This is a genomic window from Mycobacterium sp. (assembly GCF_004298145.1).
In the GTDB taxonomy this organism is placed as follows: Bacteria; Actinomycetota; Actinomycetes; order Mycobacteriales; family Mycobacteriaceae; genus Mycobacterium.
The window spans coordinates 1-18,785 of record NZ_SCRH01000034.1 but is presented as its reverse complement, the minus strand read 5'-3'; the positions used below and the strand labels follow the sequence as shown (position 1 = coordinate 18,785).

General features: G+C 69.8%; 1 protein-coding gene. It reads left to right on the top strand.

All coding sequences use genetic code 11. The annotated features are described in order from the left end of the window. Positions 1-18,785, top strand: an 18,785-nt coding sequence (locus EPN51_RS13405; protein WP_293043273.1) for a non-ribosomal peptide synthase/polyketide synthase, incomplete at both ends; no start/stop codon positions are given.

Sequence of the window (18,785 nt, the reverse complement as noted above, 5' to 3'; positions counted from 1 at the left end):
CGACCGAGACCACGATGTGGGCCTGCAAGAGCGCACCGCTGGGGGCCGGTTCGGGGTTCCCGCCGATCGGCTCACCGGTGACGCGGGCGGCGTTCTTCGTGCTCGACGAGTGGTTGCGCCCGGTGCCCGCCGGGGTCGTGGGGGAACTGTATCTGACCGGTGAGGGCGTCGGTGTCGGGTATTGGCGCCGGCCGGGGCTGACCGCGTCGAGGTTCATGGCCTGTCCGTTCGGTGCGCCCGGAACCCGCATGTATCGCACCGGCGACCTGGTGTGCTGGGGCCCCGACGGCCAGCTGCGCTACCTGGGCCGCGCCGACGAGCAGGTCAAGGTTCGCGGCTACCGCATCGAACTCGGCGAAATCCAGGCCGCCCTGTCCGCGCTCGACGGGGTCGAACAGGCGGTCGTCGTCGCCCGCGAGGACCGGCCCGGCGACAAGCGTCTGGTGGGATATGTCACCGGGTCGGCAGAGCCGGCCAGGGCGCGCGCCGCGGTGGCCGAGCGGCTGCCCGCCTACATGGTCCCAGCCGCGGTGGTGGTGCTGGATTCGCTGCCGATGACGGTCAACGGCAAGCTCGACACCCGCGCCCTGCCCGCCCCCGACTATCGCAACGCCGACAACTACCGCGCCCCGAGCACCGCCGTCGAGGAGATCCTCGCCGGCATCTACGCCGAAGTCCTGGGCGTCGAGCGCATCGGTGTCGACGATTCGTTCTTCGACCTCGGTGGCGATTCACTGTCCACGATGCGTCTGATCACCGCGATCAACTCCGCACTGGAGACCGACCTCGCGGTGCGCGTCGTCTTCGAGGCGCCCACGGTCGCCCAGCTGGCGCCCCGCATCGCGGAGAGCGCGGGCCGGCTGGAACCGCTGGTCGGCGGTGAGCGGCCGGCGGTCGTCCCGTTGTCGTTCGCGCAGAACCGATTGTGGTTCATCGACCAATTCCAGGGACCCTCACCGCTTTACAACATGGCGGCCGCGTTGCGGCTGCGCGGCCGGCTCGATACCGACGCCCTCGGCGTGGCGCTGGCGGACGTCGTGAGCCGCCACGAGAGCCTGCGCACACTCTTCCCGGCACACGAGGGCACCCCGCAACAGGTGGTCGTTCCGGTCGAGCGCGCCGGATTCGGCTGGGACGTCGTCGATGCCACCGAATGGTCGGCAGGCCAACTGGACGAAGCCGTCAAGGCGGCGACGCGCTACACGTTTGACTTGGCGACCGAAATTCCGATGCACGCACGGCTTTTCGCGGTCGCCGAGGACGAGCACCTACTGGTGATCGTGGTGCATCACATCGCCGCCGATGGCTTGTCGCTCACGCCGCTGGGTGCCGATCTGAGTCGGGCCTATACCAGCCGGTGCGCGGGGCAGGCCCCCGGATGGGCCGAATTGTCGGTGCAGTACATCGATTACACGCTATGGCAGCGCGCCCAATTCGGTGATCTCGGCGATCCGGACAGCCGCATCGGCACTCAGCTGGCCTACTGGGAGCACGCGCTGGCCGGGATGCCGGAGCGGCTGCAGCTGCCCACCGATCGGCCCTACCCGCCGGTGGCCGATCAGCGCGGTGACAGTGTGGTGGTGGACTGGCCGGCCGAATTGCAGCAGCAAGTCCGCCGAGTGGCCGGCGAGCACAACGCGACCAGCTTTATGGTCGTGCAGGCCGCCCTGGCGGTGCTGCTGTCGAAGATCGGCGCGAGTTCCGATGTGGCGGTGGGCTTCCCGATCGCCGGGCGGCGCGATCCCGCACTCGATCAGCTGGTCGGCTTTTTCGTCAACACCCTGGTGCTGCGGGTAGACCTGGCCGGCGACCCCAGCTTCGCCGAACTGTTGGGCCGGGTTCAGACCAGCAGTCTGGAGGCCTTCGAACATCAAGATGTGCCTTTCGAGGTGCTGGTCGAGCGGCTCAACCCGACGCGAAACCTGACGCATCACCCGCTGGTCCAGGTGATGCTGGCCTGGCAGAACTTCACCGGGCACGACGACCCGGCCTCGGGTTTGGCGTTGGGCGACCTGGAGGTCACCTCCGTGCCGGTGGAGGACCAGTCAGCCCGCATGGATCTGGTGTTCTCACTCGCGGAGCGCTGGGACGCGGCCGGTGAGGCCGCCGGCATCGGCGGGCGGGTGGAATTCCGTACCGACGTGTTCGACGCGGCCACCATCGAGATGCTGATCGGGCGGTTGCAGCGGGTGTTGACGGCGATGACCGCCGATCCCGCGCACGTGTTGTCGTCGATCGACCTGCTCGACGAGGCCGAGCACGCCCGCCTGGAAGAGCTTGGCAACCACGCGGTTTTGACCGGGCAGGCGGGCACGCCCGTATCGGTGCCCGAGCTGTTCGCCACGCAGGTGGCCCGGGCGCCGGAGGCCGTGGCGCTGGTGTGCGAGGGCCTGTCGGTGACGTACCGGGAGCTGGATGAGGTGTCCAACCGGCTGGCGCATCGCCTGGCGGCTGAGGGCGCGGGCCCGGGACAGACCGTGGCGCTGCTGTTTTCGCGGTCCGCTGAGGCGGTGGCGGCGATCCTGGCGGTGCTCAAGACCGGGGCGGCCTATCTGCCGATCGATCCGTCGTCGCCGAATTCACGGGTCGAGTTCATGCTCGGCGATGCCAAGCCGGTTGCCGCGGTGAGCACCGCGGATCTGGCTGAGCGGTTCGACGGCCACGGCGTGACGGTCATCGACGTCAACGATTCCCGCATCGACACCTTGCCCAATACGGCCCTGCCGATGCCGAGTGCGGAGGGCGTTGCCTACCTGATCTACACCTCGGGTACCACCGGCACCCCCAAAGGTGTTGCCATTACTCACCGCAACGTGACCCGGCTGCTGGGATCGCTGGATGCCGGCCTGCCGTCCACGGGCGTGTGGTCACAATGCCATTCGCTGGCGTTCGACGTGTCGGTGTGGGAGATATTCGGGGCGCTGCTGCGCGGCGGGCGGCTGGTGGTCGTCCCCGAGTCGGTGACGCGCTCACCGCAAGACCTGCACGACGTCCTGGTCGCCGCGGAAGTCAGCGTGTTGACCCAGACCCCCTCGGCGGTGGCGATGCTCTCGCCGGAGGGGCTGGAGTCGGTGTCGCTGGTGATGGCCGGTGAGGCCTGCCCGCCCGAGGTGGTGGACCAGTGGGCGCCCGGACGCGTGATGGTCAACGCCTACGGCCCGACCGAGACCACGATGTGCGTGACCATCAGCGCGCCGCTACGGGCCGCAGTGGCATCGGTTCCCATCGGCTCCCCGGTCCCGGGGGCGGCGTTGTTCGTGCTCGACGAATCGTTGCGGCCGGTTCCCCCCGGTGTGGTCGGTGAGCTGTACGTCGCCGGATCCGGTGTGGCCGCAGGCTATGTCGGTCGGCCCGAGCTGACCGCCTCACGGTTCGTCGCCTGTCCGTTCGGCGGAGCCGGAACCCGGATGTACCGCACCGGCGACCTGGTTCGCTGGGCCGGCGACGGGCAACTGCAATACTTCGGCCGCGCCGACGAGCAGGTCAAGATCCGCGGCTACCGCATCGAACTCGGCGAGATCCAGTCCGCCCTGGCCGGATTCGACGGCGTCGAGCAGGCCGTCGTCGTCGCGCGTGAAGACCGGCCCGGTGACAAGCGACTCGTCGGTTACATCACCGGCAGCGCCGACTCGGCCCGGGTGCGTGCCGATCTGGCCGAACGGCTGCCCGCCTACATGGTGCCGGCCGCGCTGCTGACGCTCGACGCACTGCCGCTGACGCCCAACGGCAAACTCGACACCCGCGCCCTGCCGGCACCCGAATACGCTTCCGGTGAGTACCGCGCCCCGGAAACACCCACCGAGGAGATCCTGGCCGGCATCTACGCCCAGGTCCTCGGCGTCGAGCGGGTCGGGGTCGACGACTCCTTCTTCGATCTCGGCGGCGACAGCATTTCCGCGATGCGCCTGATCGCCGCGATCAACGCCGGCCTGGACACCGGCATTGCGGTGCGCGTCGTGTTCGAGGCGCCCACCATTGCCCAGCTGGCGCCCCGGATCGGTGAGGGCGGCAGCGGGCTGGAGCCGTTGACGGCCGCTGAGCGGCCCGCGGTGGTTCCGTTGTCGTTCGCGCAGAACCGGCTGTGGTTCCTCGACCAATTGCAAGGATCCTCACCGGTTTACAACATGGCGGCCGCGTTGCGCCTGGACGGGCGACTTGATGCGGAGGCGCTGGGCGAAGCGCTCGGCGATGTCGTCGCCCGCCACGAGAGCTTGCGGACGGTGTTCGTCGCACCCGAGGGAGTGCCGCAGCAGGTGGTAATCCCCTTCCGCAAGGCGGATTTCGGGTGGGAGGTTGTCGACGCCAGCAGCTGGTCGGCAGACCAGCTGGACGAGGCGATCGGCGCCACCGCCCGGTACACCTTCGACCTATCATCCCAAATACCGTTGCGGGCGGAGCTTTTCCGGGTCCGCGACGATCAGCATGTGCTGGCGGCCGTGGTGCACCACATCGCGGCCGACGGCATGTCCATCACGCCGTTGGTGCGTGACCTCGGGATGGCGTATGTGAGTAGGGTCGCCGGACGCGGCCCCGACTGGCCGCCGTTGTCGGTGCAGTACATCGATTACACCCTGTGGCAACGCGCGCAGTTCGGCGATCTCGACGATCCCAGCAGCGCCATCGCCGCTCAGCTGACCTATTGGGAAGACGCCCTGAGCGGGATGCCCGAGCGGGTGCAGCTGCCCACCGACCGACCCTATCCGCTGGTGGCCGATCAGCGTGGCGCGCTGGTGGAAGTTGACTGGCCAACCGAGCTGCAACAGCGAGTCGCCGCCCTGGCCCGCCAACACAATTCCACCAACTTCATGGTGATGCAGACGGCCTTGGCGGTGCTGCTGTCCAAGATCAGCGCCAATCCCGATGTGGCGGTGGGCTTCCCGATCGCCGGCCGGCGTGACCCCGCGCTCGACGAGCTGGTGGGCTTCTTCGTCAACACCGTGGTGCTGCGGGTCGATGTGACGGGTGATCCGACCTTCGCCGAGGTGCTGTCCCAGGTGCGCCAGCGCAGCCTGGCCGCCTACGAGCATCAGGACGTGCCGTTTGAGGTGCTGGTGGAGCGGCTCAACCCCGCTCGGAGCCTGACCCATCACCCGCTGGTCCAGGTGATGCTGGCATGGGAGAACTTCGTCGGGCACGACACCGGCCCTGCGGCCGGGCTGTCCCTGGGTGATGTCGCGGTCACACCGATCCCGGTGGACACCCACACCGCACGGATGGATCTGACCTTCTCACTGGGCGAACGCTGGAGCGAAGCCGGGGATCCCGCCGGCATCGGCGGGACCGTGGAATTCCGCACCGACGTCTTCGACGCGGACAGCATCCAGGCGCTGATCGGGCGGTTGCAGCGGGTGCTGCTCGCGATGACCGCCGATCCCGCCCAAACGTTGTCGGCGGTGGACCTGCTCGATGAGGCCGAACACGCCCGGCTGGACGACTTCGGCAACCGCGCCGCACTGACCGGACCGGTAACCGAGACGGCCTCGATCCCGGCGCTGTTCGCCGATCAGGTGGCGCGCGCCCCGGACGCCGCGGCGCTGGTGTGCGACGGCCATTCGATGACCTACCGTGAGCTCGACGATGCGTCGAACCGGTTGGCGCACTTGCTGGTTGGTGCGGGTGTGGGTCCGGGGCAGTGTGTGGTACTGCTGTTTCCCCGGTGTGCTGAGGCGATTGTGGCGATGCTGGGAGTGCTGAAAACCGGGGCAGCGTATGTGCCGGTTGATCCCGCGCACTCGGCGGCGCGGATGGAGTTTGTGCTCGACGATGCCGCACCGAGCGCGGTCATCACTACAGCGGACCTGCGGTCGCGGCTGGATGGGGCCGGACTGCCGGTGGTGGATGTCCATGACTCCGCCGTACAGGCTCAATCGAGCGCGGCGTTACCGGAGCCGGCTGCAGAGAACATCGCTTACGTCATCTACACGTCCGGGACGACCGGCACGCCCAAAGGGGTTGCCATTCCCCAATACAACGTCACATGGCTGGTCGCGTCACTCGATGAAGCGCTGCCGCCGGGGCGGGTATGGACGCAGTGTCATTCCTCGGCGTTCGACTTTTCGGTGTGGGAGATCTTCGGTGCGCTGTTGCGGGGTCGGCGGCTGGTCGTGGTGCCCGAGTCGGTAGCTGCTTCCCCGGAGGACTTTCACGCGTTGCTGGTCGCGGAAAAGGTCAGCGTGCTGACCCAGACCCCGTCATCGGTGGCGATGTTGCCGGCGCAGGGGTTGGAGGCGACCGCACTGGTGGTGGCCGGTGAGGCCTGCCCGGCTGACGTGGTGGACCGGTGGGCGGCGTCGGGCCGGGTGCTGATCGATGCCTACGGGCCGACGGAGAACACGGTATGCGCGTCGATGAGTTCGCCGTTGGTGCCCGGGTCGGGGGTGGTGCCGATCGGGTCCCCGATCGCGGGTGTGGCGATGTTTGTGCTGGACGGATGGCTGCGGCCGGTAGCGGCCGGGGTGGTCGGTGAGTTGTATCTGGCGGGTCGCGGCGTCGCGTGTGGGTATCTGCGCCGCGCTGGTTTGACGGCGTCGCGGTTTGTGGCGTGTCCGTTCGGGGCGCCCGGAGCGCGCATGTATCGCACCGGGGACTTGGTGCGCTGGGGTGCCGATGGGCAGTTGCAGTATGTCGGGCGGGCCGATGAGCAGGTGAAAATCCGCGGGTACCGCATCGAACTCGGCGAAATCCAGTCGGCGCTGGCCGGTCTTGACGGCGTCGACCATGCCGTGGTGATCGTCCGCGAAGACCGCCCCGGGGACAAGCGCCTGGTCGGCTACATTACCGGCACCGCAAAATCCGATGACTTGCGCGCCGAGCTGGCCGAGCGGTTGCCGGCTTACATGGTGCCGACGGCGGTGACGGTATTAGACGCGCTGCCGTTGACCGCCAACGGCAAACTCGACACCCGCGCTCTTCCGGCGCCCGAGTACACCACCGGTGACTACCGCGCCCCGAGCAACGCGGTCGAGGAGATCCTGGCCGGCATCTACGCCCAGGTCCTCGGCGTCGAACGCGTCGGCGTCGATGACTCCTTCTTCGATCTCGGCGGTGACAGCATCTCGTCGATGCAGGTGGTGACCCAGGCGCGTGCCGCAGGCCTGGTGTGCAAGACGCGCGACATCTTCACCGAGCAGACCGTGGCCCGGCTGGCCCGGGCGGCCGACGTCGTCGGCGCCGAATCCGGCGTGGCTGATGAGGGCCTCGGGCCGGTGGTATCCACCCCGATCATCCGTTGGCTGGAAGACGTGGAAAGGGCTGGCGGCCAAGTCGATCAGTTCAACCAGACCATGCTGGTGCAGGCGCCCGTCGGGGTCACCGAGGCCGACGTTGTGACGGTGTTGCAGGCCCTGCTGGATCGCCACGCCATGCTGCGGCTGCGCGTCGACCGCGACGGCTCCGGCGGCTGGTCCTTGACCGTTCCCGAGTCGGGCTCGGTGGATGCCCGCGCGTGTCTGCACGAGGTGGACGAGCTGTCCGATGCGGCGGTCGCCGAGGCGCGGTCGCGGTTGAACCCGGCGGGCGGCGTGATGCTCAGCGCGGTGTGGTCAAGAGCCGTCGACCAACTCGTGGTGATCGTTCACCACCTGGCCATCGACGGTGTGTCTTGGCGAGTTCTGTTGCAGGACTTGAATATCGCCTGGGCTCAGCATCACTACGGGCAGCCGGTGGCGTTGCCCGTAGTGGGCACCTCGTTTGCCCGGTGGTCGTCGCTGCTGTCCGAGCATGCCTACCACCCGGACGTTGCGAACCACGCCGGCACCTGGAAGCAGGTGGCGGCAACCCCTGCGGCATTGCCCGCGGTGCGCCCCGAGGTGGACACCTTCGCCACGGCCGGACACCGCTCCGTGGAGCTGGATACCGAGATCACCAGCATGCTGCTCGGTGACGTGCCGGCGGCGTTCCATACCGGGGTGCAAGACATTCTGCTGATCGCGTTCGGGTTGGCATGTGCGGAGTTCTCCGGCAGCCGCGGCGCGATCGGCATCGACGTCGAAGGCCATGGGCGCCAAGAGGAGGTGGGTCGCGACGTCGACCTGTCCCACACCGTGGGATGGTTCACCGCCAAGTACCCGGTGGCGCTATCGGTGGGTGGCGTCCCCTGGGCGCAGGTAGTCGCCGGCGGGGACTCGCTGGGCGCGGTCCTCAAAGACGCCAAGGAGCAGCTTCGTGTGCTCCCGGATCCACTGACCTACGGGCTGCTGCGCTACCTGAACACCGGAGCCGACCTGGACAACTCCGATCCGCCGATCGGGTTCAACTATCTGGGACGCCAGGGCGGTGCGGCCGAGCTCACCGCCGACATGTGGCGGCCCGTGCAGGACGGCTGGTCGGTCACCCGCGCGGCTGCGTCGATATCCATGCCGTTGCTGCACACCCTCGAGCTGAACGCGGTCACCCTCGACTCCGAGGCCGGCCCGCGACTGCACGCCAACTGGACCTGGGCGCCGTCGGCACTCGATGATGGGCAAATCACCCGGCTGAGCGGGTTGTGGTTGGACGCGCTGGCCGGCATCTGTGCTCACGTGCGATCGGGTGGGGGCGGCTTGACGCCGTCGGACATTGCGCCCGCCCGGCTCAGCCAACGACAGATCGATCAGCTTGCGCGGCAACACAATATTGCCGATGTGCTCCCCCTGACCCCGGTCCAGCAGGGGCTGCTCTTCCACGCCAATACCGCGCAGGGCAGCGCCGATCTTTATGCGGGACAGCTGGACATCAGCGTCACCGGCCCGCTCGACCCCCACCGCCTGCGCGATGCGGTGCACACGGTGATCGCCCGGCACCCGAATTTGGTGGCCCGATTCTGCGACCGGTATGACGAGCCGATCCAGGTCATCCCGACTGACCCGGAGGCGTCCTGGCAGTACATCGAGCTCGACGGAGACCCCGACGTCGACGAGCATGTCGAGCGGCTGTGCGCCGCCGAGCGCGTGGCGGTCTGCGGCGACCTCACCGAGGATCCCGCGTTCCGGGTGGCGCTCATCCGCACCGCGGCCGAGCGGCATCGGCTGGTGCTGACCAACCACCACATCGTGCTCGACGGCTGGTCGGTGCCGATCCTGCTCGGGGAGATGTTCGCCAGCTATTACGGCCAGCGGCTACCGGCGACGGCGCCCTACCGCAACTTCGTCAGCTGGTTGTCCGAGCGAGACCTCGATGCCGCCCGCGCCGCCTGGGCCAAGGTGTTCGCCGGCTTTGACACCCCGACCCTGGTCGGCCCGCAGGACCGGGTCCAGCTCGGGCAGCAAGGCGTCGAGTTGTTCGCCCTGCCGCCCGTCCTCACCCAGGCCATCACCGACCTGGCCCGGTCGTGCCACGTCACCGTCAACACGGTGCTGCAGGCCGCCTTCGCGCAGCTGCTGTGCGGCTTGACCGGCCAACGTGATGTCGTTTTCGGCACCACCGTTTCGGGCCGGCCCGCCGAGGTCAGCGGTGCTGAAACGATGGTGGGCCTGCTGATCAACACGGTGCCGGCGCGGGCGAACATCACCGCGACCACCACCACCGCCGATCTGCTCGAGCAACTGCAAGGCGCTTACAACCACACGCTCGACCACCAGCACCTGGCGCTCAACGAGATCCACCGGATCGCCGGACAGGACCAACTGTTCGACACCCTGTTCGTGTACGAGAACTATCCGGTCGACGCCAGCGCGCTGTCGAGCGACCAGGAGCTGGCCGTCAGCGACATCATCAGCCGGGAATCCACCCACTACCCGCTGACGATGCAGGCGCAGCCCGGGCACGAAATGCGTTTACAGGTCGAATACGACACGGACGTTTTCGACGCGGCATACATCGCGACGCTGATCGAACGGATGCAGCGGTTGCTGGTCGCCATGACCACCGACCCGGCGCGGCCGTTGTCATCGATCGATGTGCTCGACGCCGCGGAACACGAGCGGCTGGACGGATGGGGCGACCGGGCGACACTGACCCGCCCCGAGACGCCAATGTCGATTCCGGCGTTGTTCACCGCGCAGGCGGCACGCACCCCGCACGCGCCGGCGGTGACCTTCGAGGATCGGTCCACCACCTACCGCGAGCTCGATGAGCAGTCGAACCGGTTGGCGCACTTGATGATTGACCGAGGGGTGGGTCCGGGTGAGTCCGTGGCGCTGCTGCTCGGAAAGTCAACCGACGCGATCGTCGCCATCCTGGCGGTGCTGAAAACCGGCGCGGCCTACCTGCCGATCGACCCGGCGCTGCCGTCGGCGCGCATCGAGTTCATGCTCGCCGACACCGCGCCGATGGCCGCGATCACCGTGGCGGCGCTGGCGGACAAGCTGGACGCGCACGACCTGCTCGTCCTCGACATCCACGACCGCGCCGTGGCCAGGCAACCCGACACGGCGCTACCGGCGCCGGCCCCCGAGCACGTGGCGCACATCATCTACACGTCCGGTACCACCGGTGTGCCCAAGGGGGTGGCGGTCAGCCACCGCAACGTGACCCGGCTGTTCGATGCCGAGGCCGTCGGCGTTCAGATGTCGGCGGACCAGGTGTGGACCCAGTTCCATTCGCATGCCTTCGACTTCTCGGTGTGGGAGATCTGGGGTGCGCTGCTGCACGGCGGGCGGCTCGTCGTGGTGCCCGATTCGGTGGCCCGCTCACCCATGGAGTTCCACGCCTTGCTGGTCGCGGAGAAGGTCACCGTGTTGAGCCAAACCCCGTCGGCGGTGCGGATGCTGTCGCCGCAGGGGTTGGATTCCGCGGCGCTGGTGATCGGTGCGGAGCCCTGCCCGCCCGAGCTGGTCGACCGGTGGGCACCCGGCCGGACGATGGTCAACGTCTACGGCCCGACCGAAGCCACCATCTTCTCGTCGATGAGCACGCCGTTAGCGGCGGGTTCGGGGGCCCCACCGATCGGGTCGGCGGTCCCCGGGGCCGCGTTGTTCGTGCTCGACGGCTGGCTGCGCCCGGTACCGGCCGGGGTGGTCGGCGAGCTGTACGTGGCGGGCCGCGGGGTGGGCTACGGGTACGTGCGCCGCGCCGGGCTGACGGCGACACGATTCGTGCCCTGCCCCTTCGGTGAGCCCGGATCGCGCATGTATCGCAGCGGGGACCTGGTGTGCTGGGGTCCCGACGGACAGCTGCAGTACCTGGGCCGCGCCGACGAGCAGGTCAAGATCCGCGGCTACCGCATCGAGGTCGGCGAGGTGCGCTCGGCCCTGGCCGCGCTGGACGGCGTCGACCAGGCGGTCGTCATCGCCCGCGAGGACCGGCCGGGCGACAAGCGCCTCGTCGGCTACATCACCGGCGCGGCGGATCCCGCCGAGGCCCGCGCGCAGCTGGCCGAGCGGCTGCCCGGATACATGGTCCCGGTGGCGGTGGTGGTGCTCGACGCGCTCCCGATGACCCTCAACGGCAAGCTCGACATCCGCGCCCTGCCGGCGCCGGAATTCTCTGCCGCCGGATATCGCTCGCCGACCACCCCCACTGAGGAGATCCTGGCCGGCATCTACGCCCATGTGCTCGGCGTCGAGCGGGTCGGGGTGGACGACTCCTTCTTCGACCTCGGCGGCGACAGCATCTCGGCGATGCGCGTCATCGCGGCGATCAACAGCGCCATGGATGTCGGCGTTCCGGTGCGCGTCATCTTTGAGGCGCCCACGGTGGCCCAGTTGGCGCCGCGCATCGGTGAGGACACGGGCGGCCTGGACCCGCTGATGGCGGGCGTGCGGCCGGCGGTGGTGCCGCTGTCCTTCGCCCAGAGCCGGCTGTGGTTCCTCGACCAGCTGCAAGGACCGTCCCCGGTCTACAACATGGCCGCGGCGCTGCGGATGCACGGGCGGCTGGACGCCCAGGCGCTCGGCGCGGCGCTGGCCGATGTGGTGGCCCGTCACGAGAGCCTGCGGACGGTGTTCACCGCGCCGCAGGGAGCACCCCAGCAGGTGGTGATCCCGGCCGAGCGGGCCGATTTCAGCTGGCGGACCGTCGATGCGCGCAGGTGGTCGGCCAGCCGGCTGCGCGAGGCCGTCGACATCGCGGCCGCCGAGACCTTCGATCTGGCGACCCAAATCCCGTTGCGCGCTTCGCTTTTCCACGTCGGCGAGGACGAACACGTGCTGGTGGCCGTGGTGCACCACATCGCCGCGGACGGCTGGTCGTTGCGGCCGCTGGTGCGCGACCTGGGGATGGCGTACGCGACCCGCAGCGCCGGGCAGGCCCCGGATTGGGATCCGCTACCGGTGCAATACGTCGACTACACGCTGTGGCAGCGGGACCAGTTCGGCGAGCTCGCCGACAGTCACAGCCGCATCGCCGCGCAGCTCGCCTACTGGCAGGACGCGCTCACCGGCATGCCGGAGCGGCTGCAGCTGCCCACCGACCGGCCCTACCCGCAGATCGCCGATCAGCGCGGCGCCGCCGTCGAGGTGGACTGGCCGGCCGACCTGCAGCAGCAGGTTGCGGGTCTGGCCCGCGAGTACAACTCCACCAGCTTCATGGTGGTGCAGGCCGCCCTGGCGGTGCTGCTGTCGAAGATCAGCGCCAGCACCGACGTCGCGGTGGGTTTCCCGATCGCCGGGCGGCGCGACCCCGCGCTCGACGAGCTGGTGGGCTTCTTCGTCAACACCCTGGTGCTGCGGGTCGATGTGGCCGGGGATCCCAGCTTCACCGAGCTGCTGGCCCGGGTGCGCACCCGCAGCCTCGAGGCTTTCGAGCACCAGGACGTGCCCTTCGAGGTGCTGGTGGAGCGAGTCAACCCGACCCGAAGCCTGACGCATCACCCGCTGGTGCAGGTGATGCTGGCCTGGCAGAACTTCGTCGGCCAGGACGGCGACCCCGGGGCCGGGCTGGCCCTGGGCGACGTGCGGGTGACGCCGATCCCGTTGGACACCCAGGTGGCCCGCATGGACCTGGTGTTCTCGCTGGCCGAACGCTGGACCGAGGGCGACGAGCCCGCCGGGATCGGCGGGCGGGTGGAGTTCCGCACCGACGTGTTCGACGCGGACAGCATCCGGGCGCTGATCGAGCGGTTGGAGCGCGTCCTGACGGCGATGACGGCCGATCCCACCCGCCCGGTGTCGTCGGTGGATCTGCTCGACGCCCGTGAGCACGCTCGACTGGACGTGCTCGGCAACCGCGCGGCGCTGACCGCACCCAGCCCGTCCGTGACCACGGACGCGTCGGTTCCGGAGTTGTTCGCCGAGCAGGCGGCACGCACCCCGGACGCGGTGGCGCTGAGCTATGAAGACCGTTCGTGGACCTACCGCGAACTCGACGAGGCAGCAAACCGCTTGGCGCACCGGCTGGCCGGCTTCGGCGTGGGTCGCGGCGAGCGGGTGGCGCTGCTGTTCGGGCGGTCGGCCGACGCGATCGTGGCGATCTTGGCGGTCCTCAAGGCCGGCGCCGCGTACCTGCCGATCGACCCGGGCCTGCCGGCCGAGCGGATCGGGTTCATGCTCTCCGACGCCGCGCCGATGGCCGCGATCAGCACCGCTGAGCTTGCCGAGCGCCTGCACGGGCATCACGTCGTCGTCATCGACGTGAACGACCCCGCCCCCGATACCCGGCCGGCCAGGGCATTGCCGACACCGAGCCCCGACGACATCGCGTACTTGATCTACACCTCGGGCACCACCGGTGTGCCCAAAGGCGTTGCGGTGAACCACCGTAACGTGACCCAGCTGCTGGCGGCCGGGGACTCGGGTCTGCCGCGGACGGGCGTGTGGTCGCAGTGGCACTCGCTGGCCTTCGACGTCTCGGTCTGGGAGGTCTTCGGCGCGCTGCTGCACGGCGGGCGGCTCGTGGTCATCCCCGACTCGGTGGTGCGATCCCCGCAGGACTTCCACGCGTTGCTGGTCGCCGAAGGGGTCAGCGTGATCAGTCAAACCCCGTCGGCGGCGGACGTGCTGTCGCCCGAGGGTCTGGAGTCGGCCGCGTTGGTGGTCGCCGGTGAGGCCTGCCCGACGGAGCTGGTGGACCGGTGGGCGCCGGGCCGGGCGATGATCAACGCCTACGGCCCCACCGAGGCGACGGTCTACGCGGCGATCAGCGCACCACTGGAGGCGGGGTCGCCGGGCGTGGTGCCGATCGGATCCCCGGTGCCCGGCGCGGGGCTGTTCGTGCTGGACGACTCCCTGCGGCCGGTGCCGCACGGAGTCGTCGGCGAGTTGTATGTGGCCGGCGCCGGTGTGGCCTGCGGCTACTGGCGGCGGTCCGGGCTGACCGCGTCGCGCTTCGTCGCCTGCCCGTTCGGGGCGCCCGGATCGCGCATGTATCGCACCGGCGACCTGGTCCGCTGGGGCGCCGACGGGCAGCTGCGCTACCTCGGCCGCGCTGACGACCAGGTCAAGATCCGCGGCTACCGCATCGAACTCGGCGAGGTGCGCTCGGCGCTGGCCGCGCTCGACGGGGTGGACCAGGCCGTCGTCATCGCCCGCGAAGACCAGGGCGCCGCCGTGCGCCTCGTCGGCTACGTCACCGGGGGAGCGGACCCGGTCGAGCTCCGCGCCCGGCTGGGCGATCACCTGCCGGCCTACATGGTTCCGGCGGCCGTGGTGGCGCTCGACGCGCTGCCCCTGACGCCCAACGGCAAACTCGACGTGCGGGCCCTGCCGGCGCCCGAATACTCCGACGTCGATCGTTACCGCGCCCCGGAGACCCCGGTCGAGGAGACCCTGGCCGGCATCTACGCCCAGATCCTGGGCGTCGAGCGGGTCGGCGTCGACGACTCCTTCTTCGACCTGGGCGGGGACAGCATTTCCTCGATGCAGGTGGTGACCCGGGCGCGGGCCGCCGGCCTGGCGTTGCGGACGCGCGACGTCTTCACCGAGCAGACCGTCGCCCGGCTGGCACGGGTCGCCGGCGTCGCCGACGGCGACGCCGGCGTGGTCGACGAGGGCACGGGAGCGATCACCGCCACCCCGATCATCCGCTGGCTGCGCACTGTGGACGGTCCGGTCGATCAGTTCAACCAGACGATGGTGCTACAGGCGCCCGCCGGGGTCACCGAGGCGGACGTGACGACCGTGTTGCAGGCCTTGCTTGATCGCCACGCCATGCTGCGGCTGCGCGTCGACGACGATGCCGGCGATTGGTCGCTTCAGGTACCCGAGCCGGGTTCGGTGGACGCGGCCCAGCGGGTGCTCTCGGTGGACGAGCTGTCCGACGCGGCGGTCATCGAGGCGCGGTCGCGGCTGAACCCGGCCGCTGGGGTGATGCTCAGCGCGCTATGGGTGGCCTCCACCGGCCAGCTGGTGCTGATCGTGCACCACCTGGCCGTCGACGGGGTGTCCTGGCGAGTCTTGCTGGAGGACCTCAACATCGCGTGGGGCCAGCACCACCACGGGCAGCCGGTGGCGTTGCCCGCGGGCGGCACGTCGTTCGCCCGGTGGGCATCGCTGCTCGCCGAGCACGCGCAGGCGCCGGCGGTCGTCGAGCAGGCCGATGCCTGGCGGCAGGTCGCGGCGACCCCGCCCGCGCTGCCGGCGGTGCGCCCCGAGCTGGACACCTACGAGACCGCGGAGAACCTGTCGGTCACGTTGAACGCGGAGACCACCCGCACGCTGCTCGGCGAGGCGCCCGCGGCATTCCACGCCGGGGTCAACGACATCTTGCTGGTCGGGTTCGCCCTGGCGTGGGCGGAGTTCCTAGGTTCCAAGGTTGCTGCCGGCGCGCCGATCGGCATCGACGTCGAGGGCCACGGCCGCGACGAGGACCTGGCCGCCGGGGTGGACCTGTCACGCACCGTGGGCTGGTTCACCACCAAGTACCCGGTGGCCCTGAACGTCGGCGGGCTGTCCTGGGTGGACGTCGTCGCCGGCGCGCCGGTCCTGGGCGCGCTGATCAAGGACGCCAAGGAGCAGCTGCGCGACCTGCCCGACCCGTTGACCTACGGGCTGCTGCGCTACCTCAACGCCGAGGTCGATCTGGACGGCCCCGACCCGACGATCGGGTTCAACTACCTGGGCCGGCTGGGCGGCGCGGCCGCCGAGCTCTCCGACGAGCTCTGGCGGATCAGCCGCGACGGCTCGGCGGGCACCTCCACCAGCACCGCGGTGCCCATGCCGCTGATGCACACCGTGGACCTCAACGCCGGCACCATGGACACCGAGGACGGCCCCCAGCTGCACGCCAACTGGACGTGGGCGCCCTCGGCGCTGGACCGCGAGCAGGTGACCCGGCTGAGCGGGCTGTGGTTCGAGGCCCTGGCCGGTATCTGCGCGCACGTACGCGACGGTGGCGGCGGGTTCACCCCGTCGGATGTCGTGCCCGCCCGGTTGACCCAGCCGCAGATCGACCAACTCGAGCTGCACCACCGGATCGCCGACATCCTGCCGCTGACCCCGTTGCAGGAGGGGCTGCTCTTCCACACCAACACCACGCGGGGCGGGAACGACGACCTCTACGTGGTGCAGCTGGACCTCAGCCTGGCCGGTCCGATCGACCGGCACCGGCTGCGCGACGCGATGCACACCGTGGTCACCCGGCACCCGCACCTCGCCGCCCGGTTCTGCGACCGGTTCGACGAGCCGGTGCAGATCATCCCGGCGGACCCGGCGATGGCCTGGCGCTACCTCGAGGTCGCCGCGAACGGCTCCGAGCCCGACGAGCAGATCCGGCAGCTGTGCGCGACCGAACGCGCCGCCGTCTACGAGCTGGCCGACCAGCCGGCCGTTCGGGCGGTGTTGGTCCGCACGGCGCAGGACCGGCACCGGCTGGTGCTCACCATTCATCACATCGTGCTCGACGGCTGGTCGGTCCCGATCCTGCTGAACGAGACGTTCGCTTGCTACACCGGGCAGCGGCTGCCCGCGGCCGCGCCCTATCGCAGGTTCGTGACCTGGCTGGCCGAGCGCGATCTCGATGCCGCGCGCGCGGCCTGGGCCGCGGTGCTCGCCGGTTTCGACACCCCGACGCTGGTCGGGCCGCCGCACAAGCCGGAGCCGGGCGCCCGCGGCGTCGAATCGTTCGCGGTCTCCGCCCAGATCACGCGGGCGCTCAGCGAGCTGGCCCGCGCTAGCCACACCACCGTCAGCACCGTGCTGCAGGCGGCGTGGGCGCAGCTGCTGGTCTGGCTGACCGGCCAGCATGACGTCGCCTTCGGCACCACCGTCTCGGGCAGGCCGGCCGACGTGCTCGGCGCCGACTCGATGGTGGGGCTCATGATCAACACCGTGCCGGTGCGTGCGCGCATCACGGCGGCCACCACCACGTCGGACTTGCTCACCCAGATGCAAACCGCGCACACCGACACGCTCGATCACCAGCACCTGGCATTGAACGAGATCCACCGGATCACCGGACAGGACAAGCTGTTCGACACCCTGTTCGCCTACGAGAACTACCCGCTGGACACCTCGGCGATGGCCGTCGACCACGAACTGGGCATCACCGGCGTCACCATGTTCGAGCGCAACCACTACCCGTTGACGATGCAAGCCGCCCTGTCCGGCGAGGAACTCGGCCTCCGGGTCGAATACGACACCGGCGTGTTCGATGCGCAAACCATCGGGGCGCTGAGCGAACGGCTCGAGCGGGTGCTGACCGCGATGACCGCGGATCCGGCCCGGCCGCTCTCGTCGGTGGACCTACTCGACGCGCCCGAACGCGCCCGGCTGGACGCGATCGGCAACCGGCCGACGTTGGCCCGGCCGCCGGCCGCACTGCCGTCGATTCCCGCGATGTTCGACGCGCAGGCGGCAGACCGCCCGGATGCGGTGGCGATCAGCTGGGGCGGCACGTCGCTGACGTACCGGGAACTCGACGAGGCCGCCAACCGGTTGGCGCACCTGCTGGCCGGCCAGGGCGCGGGCCCGGGACAGTCTGTGGCGCTGCTGTTTTCGCGGTCGGCGCAGGCGATCGTGGCGATCTTGGCGGTGCTCAAGACCGGGGCGGCCTACCTGCCGCTCGACCCGGCGGCGCCGGGCACCCGGATCAGATTCATCCTCGAGGATTCCGCGCCGGTCGCCGCGATCACCACCGCGGGCCTGCGGTCGCGGCTGGACGGGTGCGACCTGACGGTCATCGATATCGAGGATCCACAGATCCACACCCACGCGAGCACGCCGTTGCCGGCGCCCGCGGCCGAGGGCGTGGCCTACCTCATCTACACCTCGGGAACCACCGGCGTCCCCAAGGGTGTTGCGGTCACTCATCACAACGTGACCCAGCTGCTGGAGTCGCTGGATGCGGGCCTGCCGCGGGTGGGGGTGTGGACGCAAAGCCACTCGTACGCCTTCGACGTCTCGGTGTGGGAGATCTTCGGGGCGCTGCTGCGCGGCGGGCGGCTGGTGGTCGTCCCCGAGTCGGTGGCGCGTTCCCCGGAAGACTTCCACGCCTTGCTGGCCGCGGAAGACGTCAGCGTGTTGACCCAGACCCCGTCGGCGGTGGCGATGCTCTCGCCGGAGGGCCTGAAGTCGGTGTCGCTGGTGGTGGTGGGTGAGGCCTGCCCACCCGAGGTGGTGGACCGCTGGGCGCCGGGGCGGGTGATGGTCAACGCCTACGGCCCGACCGAGACGACCATGTGTGTCGCGATCAGCGCGCCGCTGACGAAGGGATCCGGGACCCCGCCGATCGGTAGCCCGGTGCCGGGCGCGGCGTTGTTCGTGCTCGACGCATGGTTGCGGCCCGTGCCCACGGGCGTCGTCGGTGAGCTGTATGTCGCCGGGTCCGGGGTGACCGCAGGATATGTGGGCCGGTCGGGGTTGACCGCGTCGCGCTTCGTGGCGTGCCCGTTCGGGGCGCCCGGATCGCGCATGTATCGCACCGGCGACCTGGTGTGCTGGGGTACCGACGGGCAACTCGCCTACCTGGGCCGCGCCGACGAGCAGGTCAAGATC